Annotated in this window: 28 protein-coding genes; 13 read left to right on the forward strand and 15 right to left on the reverse strand. The window is 41.8% G+C overall.

All coding sequences use genetic code 11. The features are described from left to right. Positions 1 to 70 precede the first annotated feature (70 nt). Positions 71 to 319: a hypothetical protein gene (locus tag ACFSJY_RS07930; RefSeq protein ID WP_386033031.1), complete on the forward strand. Its 249-nt coding sequence runs from the start codon at positions 71 to 73 to the stop codon at positions 317 to 319. On the opposite strand, the gene ACFSJY_RS07935 is transcribed toward ACFSJY_RS07930, so the two are convergent. Further along, positions 316 to 1,215 carry a LysR family transcriptional regulator ArgP gene (locus ACFSJY_RS07935; RefSeq protein ID WP_386033033.1) on the reverse strand — a complete coding sequence of 300 codons (900 nt, stop codon included), beginning with the start codon at positions 1,213 to 1,215 and terminating at the stop codon, positions 316 to 318. The genes ACFSJY_RS07930 and ACFSJY_RS07935 overlap by 4 nt on opposite strands. 105 nt (positions 1,216 to 1,320) lie before the next feature. Here ACFSJY_RS07935 and ACFSJY_RS07940 point away from each other — a divergent pair, with 105 nt between their 5' ends. Then, positions 1,321 to 1,929: a LysE/ArgO family amino acid transporter gene (locus tag ACFSJY_RS07940; RefSeq protein WP_386033034.1), complete on the forward strand. Its 609-nt coding sequence runs from the start codon at positions 1,321 to 1,323 to the stop codon at positions 1,927 to 1,929. A gap of 92 nt (positions 1,930 to 2,021) precedes the next feature. Here ACFSJY_RS07940 and ACFSJY_RS07945 read toward each other — a convergent pair whose 3' ends face one another. Then, a complete protein-coding gene (locus ACFSJY_RS07945; protein WP_386033035.1) occupies positions 2,022 to 3,170 on the reverse strand; it encodes an iron-containing alcohol dehydrogenase in 1,149 nt (382 codons plus the stop codon). A gap of 137 nt (positions 3,171 to 3,307) precedes the next feature. Here ACFSJY_RS07945 and ACFSJY_RS07950 point away from each other — a divergent pair, with 137 nt between their 5' ends. Further along, on the forward strand, positions 3,308 to 3,571 hold the full coding sequence (locus tag ACFSJY_RS07950) for a hypothetical protein (protein ID WP_386033037.1): 264 nt from the start codon (positions 3,308 to 3,310) through the stop codon (positions 3,569 to 3,571). A gap of 64 nt (positions 3,572 to 3,635) precedes the next feature. After that, positions 3,636 to 4,406 carry a substrate-binding periplasmic protein gene (locus ACFSJY_RS07955; protein ID WP_386033039.1) on the forward strand — a complete coding sequence of 257 codons (771 nt, stop codon included), beginning with the start codon at positions 3,636 to 3,638 and terminating at the stop codon, positions 4,404 to 4,406. Between the two features lie 3 nt (positions 4,407 to 4,409). On the opposite strand, the gene ACFSJY_RS07960 is transcribed toward ACFSJY_RS07955, so the two are convergent. Next, the gene (locus ACFSJY_RS07960) at positions 4,410 to 5,468 is read right to left on the reverse strand and encodes a GGDEF domain-containing protein (RefSeq protein ID WP_386033041.1); all 1,059 of its coding nucleotides are present in this window, start codon (positions 5,466 to 5,468) and stop codon (positions 4,410 to 4,412) included. Positions 5,469 to 5,832: 364 nt separating this feature from the next. On the opposite strand from ACFSJY_RS07960, the gene ACFSJY_RS07965 reads away from it, so the two are divergent. Further along, complete coding sequence (locus tag ACFSJY_RS07965; RefSeq protein ID WP_386033043.1) at positions 5,833 to 6,129, forward strand: isoamylase early set domain-containing protein; 297 nt, start codon at positions 5,833 to 5,835, stop codon at positions 6,127 to 6,129. Between the two features lie 23 nt (positions 6,130 to 6,152). Here ACFSJY_RS07965 and ACFSJY_RS07970 read toward each other — a convergent pair whose 3' ends face one another. Together ACFSJY_RS07970 and ACFSJY_RS07975 are read right to left on the reverse strand one after the other, a co-directional pair. Then, a complete protein-coding gene (locus ACFSJY_RS07970; protein ID WP_386033045.1) occupies positions 6,153 to 6,638 on the reverse strand; it encodes a hypothetical protein in 486 nt (161 codons plus the stop codon). A gap of 96 nt (positions 6,639 to 6,734) precedes the next feature. Then, positions 6,735 to 7,544, reverse strand: coding sequence for a choice-of-anchor H family protein (locus ACFSJY_RS07975; RefSeq protein WP_386033047.1), 810 nt, complete (start codon positions 7,542 to 7,544; stop codon positions 6,735 to 6,737). 180 nt (positions 7,545 to 7,724) lie between these two features. Here ACFSJY_RS07975 and ACFSJY_RS07980 point away from each other — a divergent pair, with 180 nt between their 5' ends. From ACFSJY_RS07980 to ACFSJY_RS07995, 4 genes are all read left to right on the forward strand, one after another. Continuing rightward, the gene (locus tag ACFSJY_RS07980) at positions 7,725 to 8,009 is read left to right on the forward strand and encodes a PepSY domain-containing protein (protein ID WP_386033049.1); all 285 of its coding nucleotides are present in this window, start codon (positions 7,725 to 7,727) and stop codon (positions 8,007 to 8,009) included. Between the two features lie 4 nt (positions 8,010 to 8,013). Beyond that, a complete protein-coding gene (locus ACFSJY_RS07985) occupies positions 8,014 to 8,688 on the forward strand; it encodes a response regulator transcription factor (RefSeq protein ID WP_386033051.1) in 675 nt (224 codons plus the stop codon). After that, positions 8,675 to 10,009, forward strand: coding sequence for an ATP-binding protein (locus tag ACFSJY_RS07990; RefSeq protein WP_386033052.1), 1,335 nt, complete (start codon positions 8,675 to 8,677; stop codon positions 10,007 to 10,009). Before ACFSJY_RS07985 ends, ACFSJY_RS07990 begins: the two co-directional genes overlap by 14 nt. 86 nt (positions 10,010 to 10,095) lie before the next feature. Further along, positions 10,096 to 11,490, forward strand: coding sequence for a DUF3300 domain-containing protein (locus ACFSJY_RS07995; protein ID WP_386033054.1), 1,395 nt, complete (start codon positions 10,096 to 10,098; stop codon positions 11,488 to 11,490). On the opposite strand, the gene ACFSJY_RS08000 is transcribed toward ACFSJY_RS07995, so the two are convergent. Next, positions 11,487 to 11,666: a hypothetical protein gene (locus ACFSJY_RS08000; RefSeq protein ID WP_386033056.1), complete on the reverse strand. Its 180-nt coding sequence runs from the start codon at positions 11,664 to 11,666 to the stop codon at positions 11,487 to 11,489. The two genes, ACFSJY_RS07995 and ACFSJY_RS08000, sit on opposite strands and share 4 nt — an antisense overlap. Positions 11,667 to 11,835: 169 nt before the next feature. Here ACFSJY_RS08000 and ACFSJY_RS08005 point away from each other — a divergent pair, with 169 nt between their 5' ends. Together ACFSJY_RS08005 and ACFSJY_RS08010 are read left to right on the forward strand one after the other, a co-directional pair. Next, positions 11,836 to 12,645 (forward strand): polyphosphate kinase 2 family protein, encoded by an 810-nt coding sequence (locus ACFSJY_RS08005; RefSeq protein WP_386033058.1) that lies wholly within the window; start codon positions 11,836 to 11,838, stop codon positions 12,643 to 12,645. A 192-nt stretch (positions 12,646 to 12,837) separates the two neighbouring features. Further along, the gene (locus ACFSJY_RS08010; protein ID WP_386033060.1) at positions 12,838 to 14,226 is read left to right on the forward strand and encodes a hypothetical protein; all 1,389 of its coding nucleotides are present in this window, start codon (positions 12,838 to 12,840) and stop codon (positions 14,224 to 14,226) included. 9 nt (positions 14,227 to 14,235) lie between these two features. Here ACFSJY_RS08010 and ACFSJY_RS08015 read toward each other — a convergent pair whose 3' ends face one another. The 8 genes from ACFSJY_RS08015 to ACFSJY_RS08050 all read right to left on the reverse strand — a co-directional run bounded on the left by ACFSJY_RS08015 (position 14,236) and on the right by ACFSJY_RS08050 (position 18,907). Beyond that, a complete protein-coding gene (locus tag ACFSJY_RS08015) occupies positions 14,236 to 14,964 on the reverse strand; it encodes a substrate-binding periplasmic protein (RefSeq protein ID WP_386033062.1) in 729 nt (242 codons plus the stop codon). Next, a complete protein-coding gene (locus tag ACFSJY_RS08020; RefSeq protein ID WP_386033064.1) occupies positions 14,957 to 15,154 on the reverse strand; it encodes a hypothetical protein in 198 nt (65 codons plus the stop codon). Before ACFSJY_RS08020 ends, ACFSJY_RS08015 begins: the two co-directional genes overlap by 8 nt. A gap of 8 nt (positions 15,155 to 15,162) precedes the next feature. Then, complete coding sequence (locus ACFSJY_RS08025; RefSeq protein WP_386034985.1) at positions 15,163 to 15,405, reverse strand: hypothetical protein; 243 nt, start codon at positions 15,403 to 15,405, stop codon at positions 15,163 to 15,165. A gap of 113 nt (positions 15,406 to 15,518) precedes the next feature. Beyond that, positions 15,519 to 16,118 carry an MlaC/ttg2D family ABC transporter substrate-binding protein gene (locus tag ACFSJY_RS08030; RefSeq protein ID WP_386033066.1) on the reverse strand — a complete coding sequence of 200 codons (600 nt, stop codon included), beginning with the start codon at positions 16,116 to 16,118 and terminating at the stop codon, positions 15,519 to 15,521. 107 nt (positions 16,119 to 16,225) lie between these two features. Next, positions 16,226 to 16,816 (reverse strand): TetR/AcrR family transcriptional regulator, encoded by a 591-nt coding sequence (locus ACFSJY_RS08035; RefSeq protein ID WP_386033068.1) that lies wholly within the window; start codon positions 16,814 to 16,816, stop codon positions 16,226 to 16,228. A 118-nt stretch (positions 16,817 to 16,934) separates the two neighbouring features. Next, entirely contained in the window at positions 16,935 to 17,993 is a 1,059-nt protein-coding gene (gene glpQ, locus ACFSJY_RS08040) for a glycerophosphodiester phosphodiesterase (protein ID WP_386034987.1), read from the reverse strand. A gap of 57 nt (positions 17,994 to 18,050) precedes the next feature. Next, positions 18,051 to 18,278, reverse strand: a complete 228-nt coding sequence (locus tag ACFSJY_RS08045; RefSeq protein WP_386033070.1) for a hypothetical protein — start codon at positions 18,276 to 18,278, stop codon at positions 18,051 to 18,053. A gap of 98 nt (positions 18,279 to 18,376) precedes the next feature. Further along, positions 18,377 to 18,907, reverse strand: coding sequence for an N-acetylmuramoyl-L-alanine amidase (locus tag ACFSJY_RS08050; RefSeq protein WP_386033072.1), 531 nt, complete (start codon positions 18,905 to 18,907; stop codon positions 18,377 to 18,379). 235 nt (positions 18,908 to 19,142) lie between these two features. On the opposite strand from ACFSJY_RS08050, the gene ACFSJY_RS08055 reads away from it, so the two are divergent. After that, the gene (locus ACFSJY_RS08055; protein ID WP_386033074.1) at positions 19,143 to 20,306 is read left to right on the forward strand and encodes an efflux RND transporter periplasmic adaptor subunit; all 1,164 of its coding nucleotides are present in this window, start codon (positions 19,143 to 19,145) and stop codon (positions 20,304 to 20,306) included. 9 nt (positions 20,307 to 20,315) lie between these two features. Beyond that, complete coding sequence (locus ACFSJY_RS08060) at positions 20,316 to 23,420, forward strand: efflux RND transporter permease subunit (RefSeq protein ID WP_386033076.1); 3,105 nt, start codon at positions 20,316 to 20,318, stop codon at positions 23,418 to 23,420. A 72-nt stretch (positions 23,421 to 23,492) separates the two neighbouring features. Here the strand turns inward: ACFSJY_RS08060 and ACFSJY_RS08065 are convergent, their stop codons facing one another. Further along, the gene (locus ACFSJY_RS08065) at positions 23,493 to 24,089 is read right to left on the reverse strand and encodes a hypothetical protein (RefSeq protein WP_386033078.1); all 597 of its coding nucleotides are present in this window, start codon (positions 24,087 to 24,089) and stop codon (positions 23,493 to 23,495) included. Between the last annotated feature and the right edge of the window lie 90 nt (positions 24,090 to 24,179).

Raw genomic sequence — 24,179 nt, forward strand, 5'->3', positions numbered from 1 at the left:
CCTTTTGTTTAAGTGCTGAATTTCTATGCAATTAAATGTTACAAACCACTAAATTGGCTTTAGCGCAAAGATGACTATACTTACCGAGAGTATTCAGGGAGAAGCTAAAATGGAATTTGACACGCCAAAGGCTATTCGCCACATTAAAAACCATAATGCAAAACAGTTTCAAGTGAACGGAAAGCCCGTATGTCGACTTGAGGCAATGGCATTTGCGTTGAACTATCACACTTTAGATATCGTTGAATCGCCTATTGCGACTGAAGTTATCGGTATGGATAAAGTGCAACAAGTAGACGCATATGTCTTAAAACGTTAGTAAGATGCTAACAGTTTTTTGGCATAGTCTACGACATGTTCCGATACTTGTTTGAAGACACCTTTTTCTAGGACCCAAGAGTGCCAGTATAGGTGTTGGGTGAGCGGTTCCTTTGGCGCAATATTAATCAATCTTCTGTTGTCTAGGTGTTGCTTTGCCTGTGTCATGGGTAAAAGTGTATAAACGAGCCCTGCAACAGCAAGGTTTACAAACGCTTCTGACGATCTAACTCGATGGCATGGGTAGTCACCTGTTGCTAATCCAAACCTCTCCATAATGTATTGTCTGTGCATATTATCGTTAGCGTCGAAGTCCACAGCAGGCGCATTGGTTAATGCTGATTTAGTGATACCATTAGTAAAGTACTTTTTCACAAACTGTGGACTAGCACAGAGGACATATTGTAACTCTCCTATGTATTGTGTTTTGCAGCCAGCAACACTTCTATCTTGACTACTTAATGCGGCAAAAACTTCTCCCTTGGTTAACAACTTCTGTGTTGTTGCTTCATTGCTAACATGCAAGTCTAGCTCGATATTCTTGGTTTCTAGCAGCGGTGCAATTGCCGGTATAAACCAGCTTGCTAGTGTGTCAGCATTTAGTCCGATTGCTAACTTTGTCGGTTGCTGTTGCTCATTTGGAAAAATTTCGGCGTGCAGGCGGTTATTCACCTGCGCTAATTCTTTTGCATACCTGAGTAGCTTTTCCCCCATGGGCGTTGCCACGATAGGTACATTCCTTACCAAAACTGGCTGGGCGACAAGCTGTTCTAATTGCTTTATGCGTTGAGAAATCGCTGACTGAGTAATGTTTAGCCTGTTAGCGGCTCGCTCAAAACTTTGTTCTGTGATGACTGCTTGTAGCGCGAATAAGAGTTTAGGGTCAATTGAGAACATTAAGGGTATTAATTTTTCTAATGAATAATTAAATTTATTAATTTTACTTAAATTGTGCAAGTCCTTACATTACGACATATAGCTTGATAACGATTTGGAGGCGCAATGTTTACCGTAGCGAAAGGTTTTATTATTGGAGCAGGAATGATTATCCCGATTGGCGCACAGAACTCTTACGTGCTGAGCCAAGCAATCAAAAAGAATTTTCATTTTACCGCAGCAACCATTTGTATATTGTGTGATTTCCTATTGATGTCGCTTGGTGTATTTGGTGGCGGCGCGTTAGTCAACAGTAACGAGTATTTATATTACGGTATTACGTGGGGCGGTATCTTATTTTTATCAGTTTATGGGGCCTTATTCTTTCGAGATTTTATCCGTTCAGCCACAGGAAAAATGACGGACCTAGCCAAGCCTAGCACCAGAAGGCTTGTCATTTTTACAACGCTAGCTGTTACTTTGTTGAATCCTCACGTTTATCTGGATACGGTGGTGATAATTGGCAGTATTAGTAGTCAGTACAGTGATGATCAAAAGCTATTATTTCTCTTGGGTACGGCACTGGCTTCATTGACTTGGTTTTATGCACTGTCATCGGCAGCGGCAAAAATGTCACCCTGGTTGAGCAAGCCGAACGTGCAACGTGGTATCAACTTATTTGTCGCGTTAATTATGTGGTCGATAGCAATATCGCTACTCGTGCAGGTCATATAAATGAGTGCAGCGCGCATACGTATCAATGTATAGACATGGATAAAAAAGCCCCATTTAGGGGCTTTCATCTTTCCAATGTAAGCAGATTTTATTTATAACGATGCGCGAATAATGCGCTTGCTACGTTCCAGCGTAACCGCTTGCCTTTCACCCATTGCTGTTTGATTGTGGCGCTCTAATTGTGCGACTAGCGCGTCAACGACTTCTTCATTTAAGTTATAGTCAGCAAATCGTGTTTTCATGCCAACGGCGTGGAAAAAAGATTCAGTTTTCTCAATGGCTTGATCAATTTTTTTGTCTATATCGCCCTCTGTAATTCCCCAAATTCGTGCTGCGTATTGCACTAATTTATCTTGTTTTTCTTTACGCATTTCAGACATCATTCTTGGCAAAATAATCGCGAGGGTTTGTGCATGGTCTAATCCATAGAGCGCCGTGATTTCATGACCAATACCATGAGTTGACCAATCTTGCGGAACGCCTGCGCCAATTAAACCATTTAACGCCATTGTTGCGCTCCACATGACATTAGCACGCACTTCATCGTCATTAGCACTAAATACCTTAGGGCCTTCCTCAATAAGTGTCAGTAATAGCCCTTCCGCGAAACGGTCTTGTACTTTGGCGTTAACACTATAGGTTAGGTATTGTTCCATAATGTGTACGAAGGCATCGACAATACCATTGGTCAGCTGTCTGTCTGGTAATGACTTCATGACGTCAGGGTCAAGCACTGCGAACAACGGGTGGACGTATGGAGAACCAAATGCAAATTTGTCTTTTGTTGATAATTTAGAAACCACCGCGAAGCTATTTGATTCGCTGCCAGTTGCAGGCAGTGTAAGTACCACACCAAGAGGAATGGCAGCATTAACCGGTGCATTCTTGGCTAGAATATCCCATGGTTCGCCGTCAAATTTAGCGGCCGCAGCAATAAACTTACATCCGTCGACAACTGAGCCTCCGCCGACTGCAAGTATGAAGTCGACGTTTTCCTCTTTCACTAACTCAACCGCTTTCATTGTGGTTTCATAGCTTGGGTTGGGCTCAATACCAGAGAATTCAACAATCGCGTGGTCTTTAAGTGCGGTCAGTACTTGTTGGTAGACACCGTTTGACTTAATGCTGCCGCCACCATATGCAAGTAACACTTTGTGTTGCTTATCGATAGACTTAGCAAGTTTCGCTATTTGGCCTTGGCCAAAATGAATAGCGGTTTGATTTTGATAAGAAAAATTCATAGGGAGTAGGTCCTTAACCCGAGATGTGTGCACTGATTACTATATGTGTTTATTCTAGGCAAAGATCAACGGTATGATGTAAATCAATACAAGAAAGTCTCAAACCCAATACGATAAAAATAACAAGGAGTTGTGAGATGAATGAGAAGCAAACAATCCGTGCCCTTAAAATATGTATTGGCATAGGTTTATGTCTATTGTTGCTTGGGCACTATTTGATTAGCTATGCAAACTTACCCGAAACGCTTGGCGTCAAGGGGATGGTGATCAGCGCTGCTTGTATTGCGTTGGGTCTCATATTTAGTTTACCCACAAAGATGTACTTAACGTTTTTGCTAATGACACGTGAAAACAGGCTAGACGCTGAACAAAGACGTGTAAATAGCAAAAATGAACAATAAGGACCTCTGTTTTATGATTTGCGCTTATACTTGTATATGCAAAGTAAAGAGGACGTTGTTGCCGTTGAAATACGTATTTTGTGTTCTTGCAATCTTTATAGCTTTCCCTGCTGCCAGTGAGCGGCTCAATGTTGGTGTGTTCGACGAACATGCTATGTACCTCAAAACCTCCAAGCCCTATCAAGTAGGTTGGCAAGTATTGAACCGTGCAGCAAATAAGGCTGGTTTGGAGATAGTGCCTGTTGAAGAAGCGTGGGCGAGGAGTATTCAAGAACTCAAAAAGGGGAACTTAGACGGTGTCTTTGGTGCAATGCGTTCAGCTGAACGTGAGCAGTGGGCAGAGTTCTCGTTACCCCTTTCCAATGATGCGGTACATGTATTTACTCATAAATCAAACTCCGTCAACAACTTAAGGGAAATAGATTTAAAAGCAGCAACTGTCGGCGTTTCTAAAGATTCGGTTCAACACAAAATGGCAATAGAGTTAGGCTTTAATAATGTGTATGCGATTATTGACCGAAATGCACTCTACAAAATGCTGGTTGCTAATCGTATCGACTATCTCATTTTCTCAGATACTTTTACCCATATTTATTGTCATAAATATAGCGAGGATGCCAATCATCACTGCTTGAAGCCGCTAGAGCCAGCGTTAGCCTCTAATTCTATGCATTTGATGTATAACGCTAACAGCAACACTCGACATGAGGCTTTTGCTCGATTAGATGAGGTGTTAGTGGAGATGAAAAAATCGGGTGAAATCAAAGCTATTTTTAAGCAAATTTACCAAGATAATTCGCATTACAATGTGTGGGCGGCGTTTTTTGACAACTAAGCGTTAGCAAACCACTCGATTCCTTCCATGTTCTTTTGCCTGATACAGGTGCTCATCTGCAGTTTTGATGACATTGTCAAAATTTACTGTGTCATCCACCTGTGCGCAGCCCATACTGACGGTGATTCTTATGTGAGTATTCCCTTTTTCAAATGGCGCTGCTTCGATACCTGCTCTGACTTTTTCTGCAACCATCATGCCTTTGGTAATGTCTACATCACGAAAAATTAGTAAGAACTCCTCGCCGCCTATTCGTGCAACAAGGTCAGACTCTCTTAATACACGGCGGATGGTTGTCGCGACGTGCTTTAACACTAAATCACCAATATCATGGCCATAATTATCATTAACCCGTTTGAAGTGGTCGATATCAAGGATAGCGATAGATAAAGGGAAATGACGTGAAGGGTTACTGATCACGTCCTCGATAAATACTGAATCGACGAATCGCCTATTTGGTAGACCTGTCAATGCGTCAGTATTGGCCTGCTTTTGTTTTTCTATATTGACGTTGGTGAGTTCAGAATGACTTTTAAAACGGAAATACTCGGCTATCAAACACAAGATGACGTTAACAATATATGATGCAAAATAGCGCGATATTTCTTCAATTCGGTAAACCGCAATCGTGAGTTCCGGCGAAAACACTAAAAAGGTAATGCCAGCGAACAAAATGAGGTTAAGTACTAAACCGCGCCAATAACCAAAGAAAATAAAAAGAGTGATTGGGAATGGATAAGTCCAGTAGAGACCTGTATTTTGGTGGCCTCCGGTATACACAATGGCGAGCACCAGAGGGATAATAGAGAGACCCGTCAGGGTGGTGGTTAGCTCGAGCCTTTTGTGGAATCGCAATACAAACAAGTTGATCAAAAATAGCGCAGCAGCACTGAACAAGGTTGTTTTTAATAGGGTAGCTTCGGCGGGGGTTTTGAACCCAAATATTAAGAGAAAAACAGTGCCAATGTACGTGAAAAAGCTAAGGACTAACTTTTTGCGTTTAACGTCGATGTTTTCACTGGAATCGTAATTGGCAAAACGATACCACCAATCTTTTTTCATAGCCTTCCTTTTGCTCTCAAATACAGCGAAAAGGCACTGTTTGAGTACTATAGAGCATAGTCTAGGAATTTACAGATTAGCAAATTTTATATCATTGAATTACCGAAGGTTTCTTAATACCTGATGTCCACTATTGCATACGAATTCATCTTCAGAACCAGTAGCACATTAAATTTTAGGTACAAAATCTGCTCAGTAAACTTGGCAGTCTAGCAGAATGAACCATACTGATATTGGTTGAGCGAAAAATGTGCAGTTTGTCATTGTAATTGCACCAGTTTGTCGCGTAACTGAGGACTTCGCTTAATAAAAGTTTAAAAATTGACCGCTAGTCTATGAATAAACTAGCCAAAGGGAAAAGCTTATGTTGACCAAAAAATACTTTAAAACCAAAAATGAAGCGGAAGTAACATTTGAATTTAGTCGTGACGACGTTGACAGCGTTGAACTATTGGGTGAGTTTACTGACTGGCAACCGGTAGAAATGAAATTCAATAAAAAGTCGAACGTCTTTCGTGCCAAGCTTCGCCTTCCCGTGGGCGAGAGCTTCCATTTCCGTTATTTACTGAATGGTGAAGAATGGGAAAATGACTACAACGCTGACCAATACATGCCAAATGTATATGGCTCAGATAACAGCGTAGTACATACTTACAACTAATAGATGCTATGTAGGGCGTAAAACTATTGTTTTATGCCCTTACACGCCTCTAGCTTATCTCTAAACACTTGTTCATCTTCTGGGTTAGTCAGAGACTTTAATATAGCCTGGTTACACTTTTTCTCCTCATCAGAGAGAAGCGTGCTGCTGCCATATGATATCGTTGCAACCATCGGTTGAAAATTCACTGCGGCATCACAGTACATCTCTTTATATTTTTGATGGTGCCAATATCGGCTTGATTGATTTGAAAGTGCTGAACAAATTTGTGTGAATAAGGATTTCGCTTGTACTGTACACTCAGAGTACTCTGGCGTATTACGATCATGGTTAAAGCAAACCGTATGATCGAGTACGCGCCATTGACTGTGACTAAATGGTATATCGATATCGTGATACTGAATAACCAAAGACGTTTCAGTTAGCGCAAGTCGTTGCTGGCTTTCATCTTGAATACTCTCGCCCAGAGCAGCAAGGTACGCAGTAAGAGCGATGGCCGAAGCTGACATTAATAATCCTTATCCTTTGAAGTAGTCACGTTACAGACACGAATATATCCTACTAAACGCCTGTTTTTCAAACCTAAAGTAATAAAAGTGGATGAATTATTTTTGATTACGGAAGCGATAAGCCATAATTGTAGCCAACGCGATAAGTAGGCTCAGTGGCATGCTTCCTCCGTCATCATCGTGGTCATGAATGTAAACTTCATCGTATTCATTGCTTTCTAACGGGAGTGCATAAAGGCGATCAGTATCATTGCTGCTGTAGGTTGCTACAATACCCGAAAAGCCTACCTCGTAGAGATCTATCAAGACATCATAAGTATCAGGCACATAACCCGTTTCTAGATTACTTAATACTTCCCATGCGTCTTCTGGACTGTCACTGAAAATAATAAAGTCTTCTGTCACGTGAAATAGCTCCCATGGACCACCATTTTGTGACAAGTAAATTTCACCATAAACAAGAGCCTCTGCTTGGGGATCTGCTGAGAGAATGTCGGCATCAAAGGTAACACTGAATGTTTGATAGTAGCCGTCGCCATCAAAATCGTCGAACAGCTGAGCGAACCCCTCGTAAATTGAAAAATCATAAAAAAACTGTTTTGCACTAACTTGCGCTTTGAGCTTACTTGCTTTGGCAGCTTTAATAGCTTTTGAGGCTTGTCGCTCATCACGCGTTTCTTTTGTCGAGTCAATTATCGGTTGATTCAGCACCGAGGAGACAATAGCTTCTTTAGAAGTAACTGCTTTCGTTGGATTAAACTCTAATACACGTTTACTTTTCGTGGTTTCAGCGTTGGCTTTGCTACCAAAAAAGATGGCGAATGCAAAAATCCATGCACACAAAATTATTTTCAGCATGATACGTGTATTGATAATTCGTGAAGCTTTTTTGTTTTTTGTCATCATGGTGACTCCTTTGACAGTTTCCACCATTAAAACGTTTGTAAACTGAATAGATCCTTAACCTGTTGTTAAGCTAAAGTTCACTTTTGAATACTTATCCTACGCTTATGTTAGATAAGACTTTTCATCTGACATCACATTCTTTTACACTAGCGTTAATTCTAAAGTGACTGTGAAGTAATTATGAATAAAGCCATATTGGCCATCATTTTGGGTGTATTGTTGATGCCGGTGACACATCAAGTGTCGGCGTTGCCTTATTACTCGGCTGATAATCATAAGTTTAAACCGTCTAGTAAAAATACGATAAGCGCGCGTCAAGCCGCGAGTATTGTTCAGTCGGCTTATGGTGGAAAAGTACTTAAAGTGCAGTCATCGGGAAAAGGCTACCGTGTAAAGTTGTTAAAGCAGGATGGCCGTATCATTTCCGTTTTTGTCGACGGAAAGTCTGGTCGCATCAAAGGATAAACATATGCGATTACTTCTCGTTGAAGATGATGAACAACTACAAGAAAACCTAAAGCTTGCTCTAGAAAACCAAGGCTACAGTGTTGATACTGCGCCAGATGGCGAAGAGGGCTTGTATCTGGGTTCAGAACACCCGTACGATGCAGCGATTATCGATATCGGTTTGCCCAAAATGGACGGACTCACGCTAATTGGCAAACTAAGAGAAGACAACAAGGCGTTTCCTATCATTGTGTTGACTGCTCGAGATCGCTGGCAAGATAAAGTTGCAGGTTTAGATGCAGGTGCAGACGACTATTTGACTAAGCCTTTTCAAACAGAAGAACTTGTGGCGAGGTTAAACGCTTTGATCAGACGTTCTGCCGGTCAAGCCAGCCCTATACTATCCTCAGGTGTGTTGACCGTTAATACGTCAAGTCACCAGGTATCGGTGGACAATAAAGAGGTAAGCTTGAGTAGCTATGAGTATCGGTTGCTTGTTTATTTGTTGCTTCACCAGGGTAAGGTTATTTCAAAAACAGAACTCACAGAGCATCTCTATGACCAAGACTTTGATTTAGATTCTAATGTTATTGAGGTATTTATCCGTCGATTACGTAAAAAGTTAGATCCAGACAGCCAGCATCAATTTATTGAGACATTGCGCGGGCAGGGCTACAAATTACGTGCTCAGAATTAGTTCTCTTAAAAAACGACTCACGATAAGCGGTATTTTGTTGCTGGTTATCATCATGCCTGCCATCGGTTTTACGCTTAATAGTGCGTTTGAAACTCATTTACTTGCTGCTATAGAGAAAGAGCTAAGCGCAAAGAGTTTCGGTATTCTAGCTGAATCAGATTACATTGATGGCCAGTTCAGCATCAGCTCTGATGTTATGGACAGTGAATTTAATGTGATAGATTCATCTGTTTATGCGTTCGTAGTTCGCGCCAACCCTCCACGGGATATATTATGGCAATCACGATCGGCACTTAATCTTAACCTGCCTGAGCACCTCCCTTTGCCAGAGCAAGGTGAGAGGATGTTTATTCAATTGACAGCTGAGCAACGTTTTTTTGTGAGTAGCTTTGCCGTTAGCTATAGCTCCGTAGACAGTGAACTGCCTGTAATCCTTTATATTATTGAATCACAAGAGGAATTCTTAAAAGCTTTGCATGCTTTTCAACAGCAAATGTTACTGTGGTTGCTTGTTATCATTGCTGCGTTTGCGAGTTTGCTATGGGCATGGCTAGGCTGGACTTTGAAGCCGTTGAGCCGCCTATCAAATGAAATAAAAGCAGTTGAGCTGGGTGAAAGCGAGCAAATAAACAAAACATATCCAGATGAGCTGGTCCTTGTAACCCATCAATTGAATCACCTACTAAAGACAGAGCAACAGCAGCGTTCTCGATATCGAAACGCACTTTCAGATCTTGCGCATAGCCTGAAAACTCCGCTAGCTGGTATCAAGTCGACGCAGGATATAAGTGATGAAATTATTGCAGAGGTCGATAAAATTAATGACATAGTTGAGCACCAGCTTAAACGCGCGCAAAGCGCTGGCCAAACCTCTTGGCGCCTTTCTGTGTCTGTTCTTTCCGTACTCACTAAACTAGAGAGTGCTTTGTTAAAAATATACAGAGATAAAGCGCTGACATTAACAATCTCCTGTGACAAGACAATCAAGTTTAGAGGTGATGAAGCGGATCTAATGGAGCTACTGGGCAATTTGTTAGACAACGCCTGCAAAGCAGCTAATTCAGTCATTAACGTAAATGTCAAAACGGGTGACAGTGGTTTAACTATTAGTGTTGCAGATGATGGTAAAGGTATTAGCTCAGAAGAAGCAGATAGCATCATGCAACGAGGCGTCCGCGCAGATACGTATGAACAAGGCCATGGCATAGGGTTAGCTATTGTTCGTGATTTAGTGAGTAGCTATGAAGGAAGTATCTCAGTAGGAAATGATGAAATACTTGGAGGCGCTCAATTTTCATTGAAATTTCCAGCCAATCGTTAAATTTATCTTTTTGATTATATCTGTTCAGGATTAATTCAGTTTACAGACGATACACTGCAATCAAGACTCTAAAAAGGAGCTACAAGATGAGAGTGTCATTGTCTTCCCTACTAATACCAGTAGCATTGGTATTAAGCTTTCCAGCCTCTGCAGAGGTGAGGTCTGTTACCAAAATAAATCAAAGCCAAGAACAACAGGTTTCTTATTCTGATGCCGAGCTTGCGCAAATGCTCGCGCCTATTGCACTGTATCCTGATAGCTTGCTTACTCACGTGCTTATTGCATCCAGTTACCCGTTAGAGGTTGTTGAGGCCTATCGTTGGCGTAAAGATTATGAACATCTCGATGGCGATCAAATCGTAGAGTTGGCGGAAGACCAAGATTGGGATCTCAGCGTAAAAGCGCTACTACCATTTGAGCGTTTGATGAAGCAAATGAATGAGGATTTAGGCTGGATGCGCAACCTTGGCGATGCTTTTCTTGCTCAGGAAGAGGAAGTACTCGCCACAATACAGTCGTTGCGCAGACAAGCAGACGTGGCAGGGAGTCTCGACAATATGGATAACGCGATTGTAGAGCGAGATGAAGAAAAGATTGTGATCGTAAACGTCGAGCCAGATGTGGTTTATGTCCCATATTATGACTCAAGGGTGGTTTATGGACGTTGGAACTGGCCATATTTCCCGCCGGTACATTGGCACCATCATCATGGCTATCATTACCACAGCCCGATATATTGGCACTCAGGTGTTTATATCGCGAGCAGTTTCTATTTCAGTGCGTTTCATTGGAATCATGGTTATGTAGTTGTTAATCACCACCATCATCATTACAAGCACAGGTATCCGCGTCGTCACCATATTATCAAAAGTGGCTATGCAAAACGGTGGCATCACAAGCCTTATCACAGAAAAAATGTTGCTTATCGTTCTCATTATGCAAAAGACAAATATAAAAAATCGGTGAATCATGGTGTTCGATATAGCCACCAAAAAAACAAGGCAAAGTTGGTCAGGTCAAATGACGTGGTTCGCCATCAAAAAACGAAAACTAAGTTAGCGAATACAACACATTCAGCGAAACACAATAATAAGTCGCGCCCAGTGAAGTCGTCATTCTCAAAAACGCAGACCAGTAAATCGACGGTAATAAAAAACAAAGGAAAATATAATGCGACATATAGTGGTGATAGCAAAGAGCGGGTATACGTAGCAAACAACCGTGGTCATAATGTTATTAATAATAGGTCGTCAAAAAATAAGAACTATTCGGGAAATTCGCTGTCGAAACAATACAATGCAGCGACAACAAACCGTAGTTCGAATTACAAAAGTCAGCCGAGTTATCAGACTAAATCAAGCAACGTGAGTCGTTCTAACTCAACGGCAAAGCGCTATAAAGCAAGTAGCAATAATAAGTCTTATCGCGCATCTTCCTCGCGAAGTGTGAATGCGAAGAGTACGACGAAACGTAGAAATTAATTTTCATTTTCCTGCAAGGCAAAGGACTGCCACCATTTTGATAGCTGCTTTGTGTAACAAGTCGCTATCAAAATGACCCCAAACATAGCGATAAATGCTGAACTCAATGGCGTTATTGCACCAGATAGCAAACCTACCAAAATAAAAAATGAAAACAAAATAGCGACTTCTTTCATGTCTTATCTCCGAGCCAATTTAGCTAAATTCACAGTAGAGCAGTACAGAGAGAAAGTCTGAAAGATGTTGTTTTTATTCGGTTAAACTTTGTAATAATAAAGATTCGTGCAAATTACAGTGAACGATGTGCTAGGCTAAAAATAAACAAACACTAAGCACATACTTTTTATGTTTGAACCCAGCGAAATCGTTTTACAGCCTGCTAAGCGTCTTGAAGAAGTCGATCTTAAACAAGAGTGTGAAGGGAAGAAGGCGTACGAAAAAGCGCTTCAGATATTGCAGAATAAAATGCAGCAGGTGCAACAAGCATATTTTCATCAAGGCATGCGTGCCATTCTTGTTTTTGAGGGGTGGGATGCCGCGGGTAAGGGGGGAGCTATTCGTCGTTTAACTGAGAAGCTTGACCCTAGAGGGTGCAGAGTATATCCCATTGCCGCCCCTAAAGACGAAGAGCAAGGACGCCATTATCTTTATCGTTTTCAAACTAAACTTCCAGAGCCAGGCTGTATAGCGATTTTTGACCGTTCTTATTATGGGCGCGTACTCGTGGAGCGAGTAGAAGGGTTTGCAACTACAGAGGAGTGGCAACGTGCTTATCAAGAGATTAACGAGTTTGAACGCATGTTAACAGATGATGGCGTGAAGATTATCAAACTGTTTTTGCATATAGATAAAAATGAACAGCGTAAGCGATTTAAAGAACGCCTAAATAACCCCTCTAAACGATGGAAACTAACGGAAGAAGACTTGCGTAATCGTGCCAAGTGGAAAGATTATCACCAAGCCATTAACGATATGCTGCAATATACGGCGACTAATCATGCTGATTGGCATGTTATAGCCGGCAATCACAAATGGCATGCACGACTTGCTGTGTTGGAGACAGTTATTGCTGGGCTTGAACATGGCGTAGATATTTCCCCTCCGGCTATTGATAAAAGCTTTGTGAAAGAAGCTGAAGCTATGCTCAAAGCTTAATCTGGTTAGTGCTAACTTTTCTTAGCCGTTTTGTTTTTCTTCAGTCTTCATATACCCAGCTCTTGCTAGGTTATGTAACAAAGGTAGTGCAATGATTGATTAAATGTTAATCGCTTTTTAACAAGCGATAACAGAATTGCATTTTGTGTTAATGCACTATGAGACAAGTTTTTACTCATGGACTACAACACAATGAAATCAAAAATGATTCCGCTCACTAGTGCCTTTTGCGTGCTAGCTCTATTAAGTGCGTGTGACGACAATAATGACAGCACGCCGACATATATTGAAAAACTATCTTTTGATTTAGCGCAACCAGATGCTCTGTGGCAGTCTGGCTTTGCCGACTATCCTGTAGGCGGTGAAACTGAATGGGAACTCGAAGCATCTGCAAATGCCCCCTTCACATTGGCTGACGGTACCACATCGGCAGGCTATAAACTGCATTCTCATAACCGCAGTGACGATACACAAATGTATGTAACTCGAAAGTTTGGTAGCCTAATGCCAAACACTCATTACAACGTAAAGCTTAGTGCATCGTTTGCCAGTAATGTAAACGGGGAATGTGTAGGTATAGGGGGGGCTCCGCATGCGGTTACCGTAAAAGCTGGCTTATCGATAATAGAGCCATCTCGTTACGTTGATGAATTGGTACATTATCGTTTGAACATTGACACGGGCAATCAAACCAATGGCGGACTGGATATGCAGTCGCTATCAAATATCGCAAATAACACCCTTGCAGATTGTGATCCTGGCAGTGACATTTTTGCCGAGCAAAGCGTTAACAATGATGGCGCTCTATTTGAAGTCACTACCGACGATTCAGGTGAACTTTGGGTGACATTGCTCACTGATTCTGGATTTGAAGGGCCAACCACGCTGTACTTTACAGGGGTTGATATTGAGTTCACACCATCAGAGAAAAATCCAAATAACTTTACTCAATTGGTTGACTTCACGGTTGAACAGCCGAGTGTATCTGCAGTGTTTTTTGATTATCCTGTTGGACGTGAAGGTGAATGGGAACTAACAGCAGAACCTCAGTCAGAGGTAACGTTGATTAGCGGCGAGAGCCAGTCAGGCTATCTGCTTCACTCATATAATCGCAGTGACGATACAGGGATGATGCTTACGTTGCCCGTTAAAGGACTACTGCCAAATAGTACCTATAAGGCGACGTTTAATGCAACAGTAGCAACCAATGTTAACCCTTTCTGTAGTGGTATTGGTGGAGCACCGCATGCGGTTTCTGTAAAAGCAGGCGTTGCGAACACATATCCTCATTTAATTATCGATGACATTGGCCATTATCGTGTCAACTTAGACATAGGTAATAACATGAGTGAAGGGGAAAACGCTGTTCGTCTGGGCGATATTGGTTTAGATGCGTTGGACGACTGTGATCCCTCATCAACGGTTTATGGTTTGAAAACGTTTAATGATATTGAGAAAACGTTAACGTTAAACACAGATGACAATTCTGGTATTTATTTCTATGTGTTTACCGATTCCGGTTTTGAAGGGCCGACAACTATGCTATTTACTGAAGCTAGTTTAACGGTAACAAAGCAATAGCCAATAGGACTATTGCGTAATGTTTTTAAGCGCCTGCCTAAGTGAATTTATGACGTGTGTAGGCGTATTTTTGTTTGCGGCTAAATACACATCTACCTGTTGATCGGGAAGTCTATATACTTCATTGAGCTGATTAGCATCGTAGCCTTGAACCGTTGCCATTACTTTAAGTAATTCAAGGTCAGCAAGCATAACGTCAATCTTTCCTGCATAAAGCCAATCTAACACTGAGCTGATATCACTGGTTAACTGATAATGTTGCCCTTCGATAAAGCCATGTTTGTCCAACATCTGATGTGCGTAATCATTCCGCATTAAGCCAATTTTGTAACCTTTTAGTTGATCTATTGTGTTAGCGACAACAGAGGTGCCTTTTATGTTGATGATACAGATGTTGAAAGTCATTAATTTACCTACCCAGGTAAATTTATCTTCACGCTCTTCGGTGCGTACCATAGGGTAAATAAGCAAATTGTTTTCTTGCTGCGCCATCTGAAAAGCACGAGCCCAAGGGTAAACCTGAAACTTTGCTTCCAAAGATGCTGCTTGAAAAGCTTGTTTTACAATACGTGTTGTTTGGCCATCAATGTCATTACCGTTCATAAATTGCAGTGGTGGTGCAATTTCAGTAACAACGGTATAAGGGGCACTAACATCATTGTCTGCCGCGACTGAAACGTGAATGGCGCATGCCAAACAGCAAATAACTTTTGCTAGGTATTGAATTGCACTATTCATCCGTTAAGTACTGCCTGTAATCACTAATACCGAAATATCGTATCGATTTTTTTTGTTTAACCTTTTTGGCAATTAATGTATCGCCACAATAAATACGCACTATTTGTTTGTCACCATTACTATCGGTGTCATAGCTATGTTGGTCATTGAGTCTGAGGTTGTCGAACTCTGAACGCATGATTAACTTCATTTACTACTCTAGAGTTTATTGATTTCTTGGCTAACCTGAAAACCTTCATCGGTAACAATCTTCTCTAAGACCTGAATACGCTCTTCAAGGGTTGCTACTTTGTTGCGTAACTCAGTATTTTCTTCAGAGTTTTGTTGATTGAATTTCATTGTACGTTCTTTGAATTTTAGGTGTTTTTGATACATATCGTATATAACGCCAAATCCAACCGAGATGAGCACGATCATTACAACCATGGTAGTACCAGACATCATTTACATCCTGTTAGTCGCTAATGCAGGATAAAAGTATAAACAGCTAGGTGGGAAATTCATAGGCAGCAACCTCAGCGATTTAGCTGAGGTTACCACGCTATGTGATGCATTTATTTAGCAATAGATGCTAGCTCTAGGCTAACTTGCGCAACGCCTTGTTGTTGAATCTTGCGAGAAAGCTCGGCTTTTTTGCTTTGAAGAAGAGATATACCCTCTACTACCATGTCATACGCTTTCCACTGACCTGATTTCTTGTGGATACGCATTTTGAACTGTAGCTCTATTTCTGGTGCATTCTTGTCAACTATGCGAGTTGATATAGCGACGACTTTCTTTCCATTTGTTGGCTTTTCTTGTTCATAAATGACTTTCTGATCAGTGTATTTTGTTAATGCATTAGCGTATGTGCGAATCAGATAGTGACGCATTGATTTAACGAAATTTTTGCGCTCTTCCGCCGTTGTCTTTTTGATGTGTTTACCTAGGATCTTGTACGCAGCGTATTGATAGTCAACATGAGGCATAAGCTCTTCTTCAACAATAGTACGCATTAGTTCTGGGAATTTGGCTAGTTCCTGCTGATTTGCCGCAATGCGAGTAAACAGACCTTTGCCTGTATTTTCTAGCACTTTATATGGAGATACGGTTTCCGCCTGCGCGCTGCTCAGTTGAAAAAGTATGGCAGACATGAACAGTATTTTTCTAAACATTTATATTCACCCTAAATAGCAATCCGACCAGTCGGTCTGTTAATTTTTAGATACGATTTTTCACATGAGAATTGAAGAGTTACATGCGAAAAAGAAGTTTTAGTTGCTTAAGCCTTTTTTAATGACTGGATATATAAGCACAGTTCAGCCATTACTGTTTGAAATAAGGTCTTATTTTGCGTTGTCTTACTTAAGCTCGTAGAGCCATGAAACGCTGATACTATGAAGTAAGAGACCTGTGAGTAATCGATATCATTTCGCAGCTGATCGCTCATTCGTCGCAAATTTTCAGCAATCAGCGTATTCAGCTTCTGCTGCATGGCTAGTATTCGCAGGCGGAAACCTTCATCAACACTCGCCATTTCTTGGCTAAGATTATTGAGTGGGCAGCCACAAACGACATCTTCGCAACTCATGTCGTGAGCCATATCGTGGAAAAAATCACAAAGTCCAGCTATTGGGTCTTCTTGTGTGACAGCGGGTTCCCACATTTCTATGAACATAGGTGTAAATATTTCTTCAAATACCGCATAGCCTAATTCATTTTTGTTGGCAAAATGATGATAAAGCGCACCTTTAGAAATGTTGCACTTTGCTAAGATAGTAGACAAACTTGTCGCTTGAAACCCATGTTTTCGGATTTCTTCGCTACTAACCTCTAGTATAAGTTGTCTGGTTTGTTCTGCGTCTCTCATCATCACTTACTTCATTAATTCGTGAATATATTAACCGACCGGTCGGTCTGTGTAAATGTCCAATACGTATAAGCTAGTCAAATTACGACTAACTTGACGGCAAGATAACAGATAAAGGTATTTAATTAAATGTTGGGTTAAGCGCCTTAATGGCTTGCTCTGGTTGATCAGAAAATACGCCATGAACCCCTAAGTGAAATACAAAATGCTGAACCCAACTTTCATAGTTTCCAAACAGTTCCGGGGTGTTTTCAGTACGGAAAGTATATGGATGAATAACAAGCTTATGTGTTAATGCATCACGTAAAAATGCTGTTGCATTGCCCTTAGAGTCTGCAAGCATTGGAAACCAGGGGCCAATCCCGTCCGCGTACGCCGCTATTTCATTTATCCCATTCGCACCAAACATCCAGTCATAGCTGTAGTTTTGCCAGCTTCCATTAACAAATTCTTTTGTTTCCCTCCAACTTGTTTCGGCAACAAGTTGCACCAAATTAAGCTCAATATCTAACTGCGGTTGTAATTTATACTTAATTCTTTTTAACTCATTTGGGTCAAAGCTTTGCACAAAAACGTGATCACCTTTGCGGCTGTAGCCGAACGCTTTCAGCATGGTTAGTACATGGAGTGAGATATCCTTGTTATGCTTTTTATGGAACCAAGGTGATTTAATTTCAGGATATATACCTACATTCCGTCCGGTGGTTCTGTTCAGTGATTGAATAAGCGCAAGTTCTTGTTCTAGCGTATGAAAATGAAAACTAATGTTTTGTACGTTAAAACGTTCTGGGTATTTCAATGTGTTGTCTAGCTTGCGTTCAGTGATCGTTAACGCTTTAAGCTCTTGGAAGGTGAAGTCGATGACATAGAATTTACCATCTGTCCTTTTCCTTGAAGGATAGACATCTTGCACATTGGTCATGTGACCTAGTACAAGATCGTGAAAAACAATTAATACATTATCTTTTGTCATTACGACATCTTGTTCAATGTAGTCTGCCCCCATGCCATAGGCTAACGCTTTACTTGCCAGCGTATGTTCCGGCAAATGCCCACTAGCGCCTCTATGCGCTATAACGATGGGGGAGTTGTTCAGGTTTGTAGGAGAATTCGTTGCTGATACTGGGCTACTGAAAAAGGGAAGAAGAATTAGACAAAGAGTGGAGACTAACTTAAACATCACAAATAATATCACTGACAGGTACTTAAGGTAGCTTATCTTAGTTTTGTGACATTTCTATATTTGGTATGAAATTTTTGTTGCCCGTCTATCACGTTTACTGCGCCCATCTAGGCGTGATTGGTTAATCGTATTCTCTTTACGTCTATCATTGCCGTCGCGTCGTTCAATACCGTCCCAAGAGCCGTTGCTAGGAGCAAGCGCTTTAATTGCTTTTGACGTGCTTGTTGCACTGGCGCTAGCGCTAGGCGTGCGATCCTTAACGGTACTTGAAGTACTATCCACCTTATATCTATTGTTGAGAACAGCAGTAATTAACATGTATCCATTTCATATGTTATTGCTAATACCTTTCATATCGACATAAAAAAGATAAACTTTAGTCAAATCTTGCTCGCTATTTCATCAATCGCAGCAGCGTAAGCTTGAACAAGTTGTTGGTACTTGTCTCTTGCATTGGCAAGTTCTTGGTCATTATCAATAAAAAAAGGTTCGGTTATCACACAGGGGGCCGATGTGTAACGGAGCAAAAAGCCGCCTCTGTCCTCAGCACTTTTCGGTTTTTTCCCGCGATCGTTGTTGTTTAGGGCACTTTGAACATGCGATTGCAGTATCTCTGCCATCAACTCACCATTGGACGACCGGTGGTAGTAAAGCATTTCACAACCTGAAGCTTGTGTATTAAAGGCATTACAGTGAAGGCTGACAATAAAGTCTGGGTTTAACTCATTGATGTCATCGGGCAGTTGTCGGTATGTGCGTCGGTATACGCGTTGGATACTTGCTCCTGAAACCTCTTGCTCTATGTCTTTTGCTAACTGCTCGTTGAAATCAAATTCGCTGAGCCCCTGTGCAGCATTTATTGCACCGGGGTTATCTTTTTTATGACCAATAACTAGTGCACAACGTTTCATACTTCGTCCTTTAAGAATGATGGGGATGAAAATAAGCATAGAACAGCTTTGCAACACCTGCTTACTTGGTATCTATACAACCTTGTACATGTGCTGTCACACGCACTTAGCTATCGCATTAATTTAGGTGTTAACACAATGTTACTCGTTTTTGTTTCCATGTGATGTCATACTGAATTAATTGAAAAATATGAAGTTGTCTTAGGCACTCTAAGAAAAATAACACGGAGCAAATATGCAATACCCTCTCTTTTCATTTAAGTCCGCGTTGGGCTTATTCGCCCTAGTGTTTATTGCTGGCTGTAGCCAAGAAGCAAAAAAAGCTGCGCCAATGCCAGCTCCTCAAGTGTCTGTATTTAATATAGGCATGACTGAAGTTGGCGGTGCTAGAGACTTTGTAGCAAGAACTGAAGCGTCTAAATCAGCAACGATTAAAGCGCGTGTTGAAGGAGAGTTGATTGCTCGCCATTTTAGAGAGGGTAGTATCGTTGAAGCCGATACCTTGCTGTTTGAAATTGATCCTGCCAGTTACATTGCGTCACTCAATCAAGCTAAAGCTGAGTTAGAAAGTAAGGAATCAGCGGCTGAGCGTGCGAAACGCAACTTAAAACGTGGACAAGAAGTCGCTGGAGATGGCTTTATTTCGCAGTCTGATTTGGACAAGTTGATCGCGGAAGATTTACAAGCAAAAGCAGCGGTTAGTTCTGCAGAAGCAGCTCTAGAGCAAGCGGAGCTCAACTTAAGCTATACCAAAATCTCAGCCCCTTTTACCGGTCGAATTGGTAAAGCGGATTATGATGTGGGTAATGTTGTTGGACCAACGTCAGGACAATTAGCGTTATTGCAAGCGACTGACCCGGTTTATGCCATATTCCAAGTCGATGAAAGTTCGTTGGTTTCATTCCGCCAGGCACAGGCGCAAAACAAAGGCTTTGCCGTTAATGATTTCGACATCAGCTTACGCCTTCCTAACAATACCAAGTACAGTGAAAAAGGTAAGTTAGTCTACTCCGACACGCAAATCGAAGCGGGCATGGGAACGGTGGAAATGCGTACCGAATTCCCGAATAAGGAAGGGATTATCCTACCTGGCCTCTTTGTTACTTTGCTTATTGAAAGCTCGGAAAAAGAAGCGAGAGCAATGGTACCACAAGCAGCTGTTCAATCAAATCAACAAGGTAAGTTTGTACTCTTGGTTGATAACGAAAATAAAGTGCGTCAACGGATGATTACATTAGGGCGTCGAATTGACGCTATGTGGGTCGTCGAAAGCGGTCTGGAACAGGATGAACGTGTCATTATTGAAGGGGTTCAAAAAGTAAGAGCGGGTGGTGAAGTAAAGCCGCTTGAAAAAACGGTAGACCCCATTACTGGTACCGTTAGCGACTTGGTGAAATAGAGGCTTTGTATGATAAGTAAAACCTTTATTGAGCGCCCTAAATTTGCTTTCGTCATTTCGATAGTCATTACTATTGCTGGCTTGATCGCAATGAGCGTATTGCCAGTCAATATGTACCCACAAATTACACCTCCGCAAGTAGAAATTAGCGCGACATACCCTGGTGCAAGTGCACAAGTCGTTGAAGAGGCAGTAATAAGGCCGATAGAAGAGCAGGTCAACGGTGTCGAAGACATGATGTATATCGAGTCAACGGCATCTAACAACGGCACTGCGACAATAACTGTTTACTTTGAAGTGGGAACAGACGGGGATATCGCACAAGTCAACGTGCAAAACCGTGTAGCACTTGCCGAAAATATGTTACCTGAAGAAGTTAACCGTCAGGGCGTAAGTGTTAAGAAAAAGTCATCCAACATGTTGATGGCGATCAACTTGTATGGTGAAAACGATAATATTGACCAGCTGTTTCTCAGCAACTATGCCACAAACTATCTTACGGAACCGTTAGCCCGTGTACCTGGGGTTGCAGCAGCAACCGTGATGGGCGAAATGAGCTACAGTATGCGTGCCTGGTTAAAGCCAGATCGCATGGCGTCTCTAGGTGTCACGGTTGCCGAAATACAGCAGTCGCTTAAAGAGCAAAACCTGATTGTTGCTGCGGGTAAATTTGGTGCAAGCCCGGCATTACCTAATCAACAATTCGAATACTCTATTCAAGCGAAAGGTCGTTTGAAAACAGTAGAAGAATTTCAGCAAACGATTATTCGGGCGAATGAAAATGGCAGCTATGTAAGGCTTGCTGATGTGGCTCGTATTGAACTTGGCTCTCAAGATTATGGTATAAACGCCAAGCTTAACGGTCAGCCAACCGCCTTTCTGGTTATCTATCAGCTGCCTGATGCCAATGCAACAGAGGTTGCAATTGGGGTCAAAGAAACAATGAAAGTATTGGCTGAGCGTTTTCCTGACGGACTCGCATATGCCATACCTTATGACACGACAGAGTTTATTCTGCGTTCGATTGAAGAAGTACAAGTAACACTTTATCAAGCCGTTGGTTTGGTAATCTTGGTCGTGTTTTTGTTCTTACAAAACTGGCGAGCGACGATTATTCCATCGATTGCTATTCCGGTATCACTTATTGGTACCTTCGCGTTTATGCAGGTTATGGGGTACTCGATTAACACTATTACCTTATTTGGCTTGGTACTGGCTATCGGTATTGTTGTGGATGATGCAATTGTTGTTATTGAAAATGTCGAACGTCTCATTAAAGAAGAAAAGCTGCCAATTAAAGAAGCGGTGACTAAAGCTATGGAACAGGTCTCAGGACCTGTTATTGCAACAACGCTAGTACTGTTGGCTGTATTTGTGCCCGTAGCCTTTATGCCAGGCATAACTGGTGAGCTCTATAAACAGTTCTCGGTCACTATTTCGTTTGCTGTACTTATTTCCTCTGTCAATGCGCTTACGTTGAGTCCTGCACTTTGTACCGTGCTGCTTAGTGAGAAAAATATGAAGCCGGTTAGTTGGCTGATGCCATTTGAGCGCGGTATCAAAAAACTAACGGGCAGCTACACCAACGCAGTGTCTTATTTATTAAAACGCGCATTACGTATTGGTATTATGGTAGGTACTGTGTTTGTGGCGACGGGCTGGTTAACTACGCAAGTACCGACTGCATTTGTGCCAGCAGAAGACCAAGGCTTTGTTTTCTTAGATGTGCAATTGCCTGACGCGGCCTCAGCAAACCGGACGCAAGCCGTTATTGACCGTATTACTCCGCTAATTAAAAATGACCCGGCTGTAAGCGATATTATTACTGTATCGGGTTTCTCGTTAATGGGCGGTGCGGGTTCAAATAATGGCTTTGGTATTATCATGCTTCATGATTGGGAAGAACGTAACTCTCCAGAGCTTGGATTGAAGCAAGTAATTCCAAGACTAATGGGGCAACTTTGGACAATGCCAGATGCCCAAATTATGATTTTCAACGCGCCACCCATTCCTGGGCTGGGTAACGCTGCTGGCTTCGAGTTTAAGTTGCAAGACAGTGAAGGTAAAGATCCTATCGAGCTGGCTCAAGTCATGAATGGTTTGATATTTGAAGCTAATGCGCGGCCCGAGCTTACCCGTGTGTTTAGTACATATCGCGCCACTGTGCCTCAATACCAATTAGTTGTTGATCGCAATAAAGCCAAAGCACAGGGGGTGGCGCTATCTGATATTTTCACAACTTTGCAAGCACAACTTGGTTCTCTATATATCAATGACTTCAGTCAATTTGGACGCACTTATCGGGTAACGATTCAGGCGGAAAGTGAATATCGTGCCAAACCTGAAGACCTTCACTTTTACTACGTTCGTAACGCCGATGGTGACATGGTGCCGTTAACCACGTTGGCGCGATTAGATCCCATTTTGGGACCGACAACAATTAATCACTTCAACTTATATCGCAGCGCCAGCATAACCGGACAGGGCGCACCTGGATATTCTTCGGGTGAAGCAATTGCGGTAATGGAAGAACTTGCTGCAAACTTACCACAAGGTTATGTATTTGAATGGGCTGGCCAATCTAAACAAGAGATTGAAGCAGGTAATTTAGCCCCAGTTTTGTTTGGTCTCGCCTTGCTGTTTGTTTATTTGTTCTTGGTTGCGCAATATGAAAGTTGGACAATTCCATTTTCTGTAATTGCTGCGGTACCCTTAGCGATATTTGGCGCGATGATAACGCTCTATATGGTTGGGATGCCCAACAACATTTATGCGCAAGTCGGCTTGGTTCTCTTGATAGGTTTATCAACCAAAACAGCAATATTGATTGTTGAGTTTGCAATGGAGCTCCATGCGCAAGGCAAGAGCGTATTTGAAGCTGCTGTGGAGGCCGCACAACTGCGTTTTAGAGCGGTATTAATGACGGCACTTTCGTTTGTGTTAGGGGTTCTGCCTTTAGTATTCGCATCAGGCGCAGGGGCAGGAAGTCGTGTATCTTTGGGTCTAACGGTCCTAGCCGGTATGATGGCAGCGACAATACTCGGTACACTGCTTGTACCATATTTCTACAGTATTATTCAGCAATTACGTAATAAGCTGAAGTCAGCATCATAAATAGGACAGCAAAATGAAAAAAGGGGCGTTAGCCCCTTTTTTATTGGATTTACTCTTAGATAAATCAGTGAGTTAATATCCCCAGGGTGCTTTTGGAGATTCAATAGGTTTGGTTAAGTCAAAGTCAACACGAAACTCAAAACCTTGACGCACTAAACGGTAGCTGAACGTGTCCGGATAGATGAACATTTGCCAAGTATTATCCACAGACTGCGGTATCCCTTGCTTAACAAATAATTCTTTAGAGTACTGGTCTGCTGGGAACGACTGCACACTGTCCCATCCTGCATCGGCAGTATGCCCGCCGTACATGGTTTGTGTGTCGTGACTGCCGTCTTCATGCCTGTGGTCATGTTTTAGTGATAGCCCAGAGCCAGTCTTGGTAATAATCCACGTACGAGAGGCGTTTTTACCTACATGAAAAGGCACTTGTAATTCGTTTTCTGTGCACTTTCTCACATGCATTATTAATGATTTATTTTTGAAATATTCACTATGACTGGTGTCTTTTACTACCTTGCCTGCAAACGATTTATCGCAGTGCTTTGCAATCGCACTGAAAAAATTGTCATGGGTAGGAATAGAGACTAAAGGAGCTGGTTGAACAGTATTGGCAAACGATGCTGTTGATGCGACACACAGTGCCAATGCTACTAACGTTTTTTTCATAAGTTTTCCAGGTATCTCTCTGCCACCTCGGCAGGAGTTTGTCATGTTTTACCTGAAAATAAATACGTATTCAATAAGCACAATAGTGTC

The organism is Thalassotalea euphylliae, assembly GCF_042682785.1.
Classification (GTDB): domain Bacteria; phylum Pseudomonadota; class Gammaproteobacteria; order Enterobacterales; family Alteromonadaceae; genus Thalassotalea_F; species Thalassotalea_F euphylliae.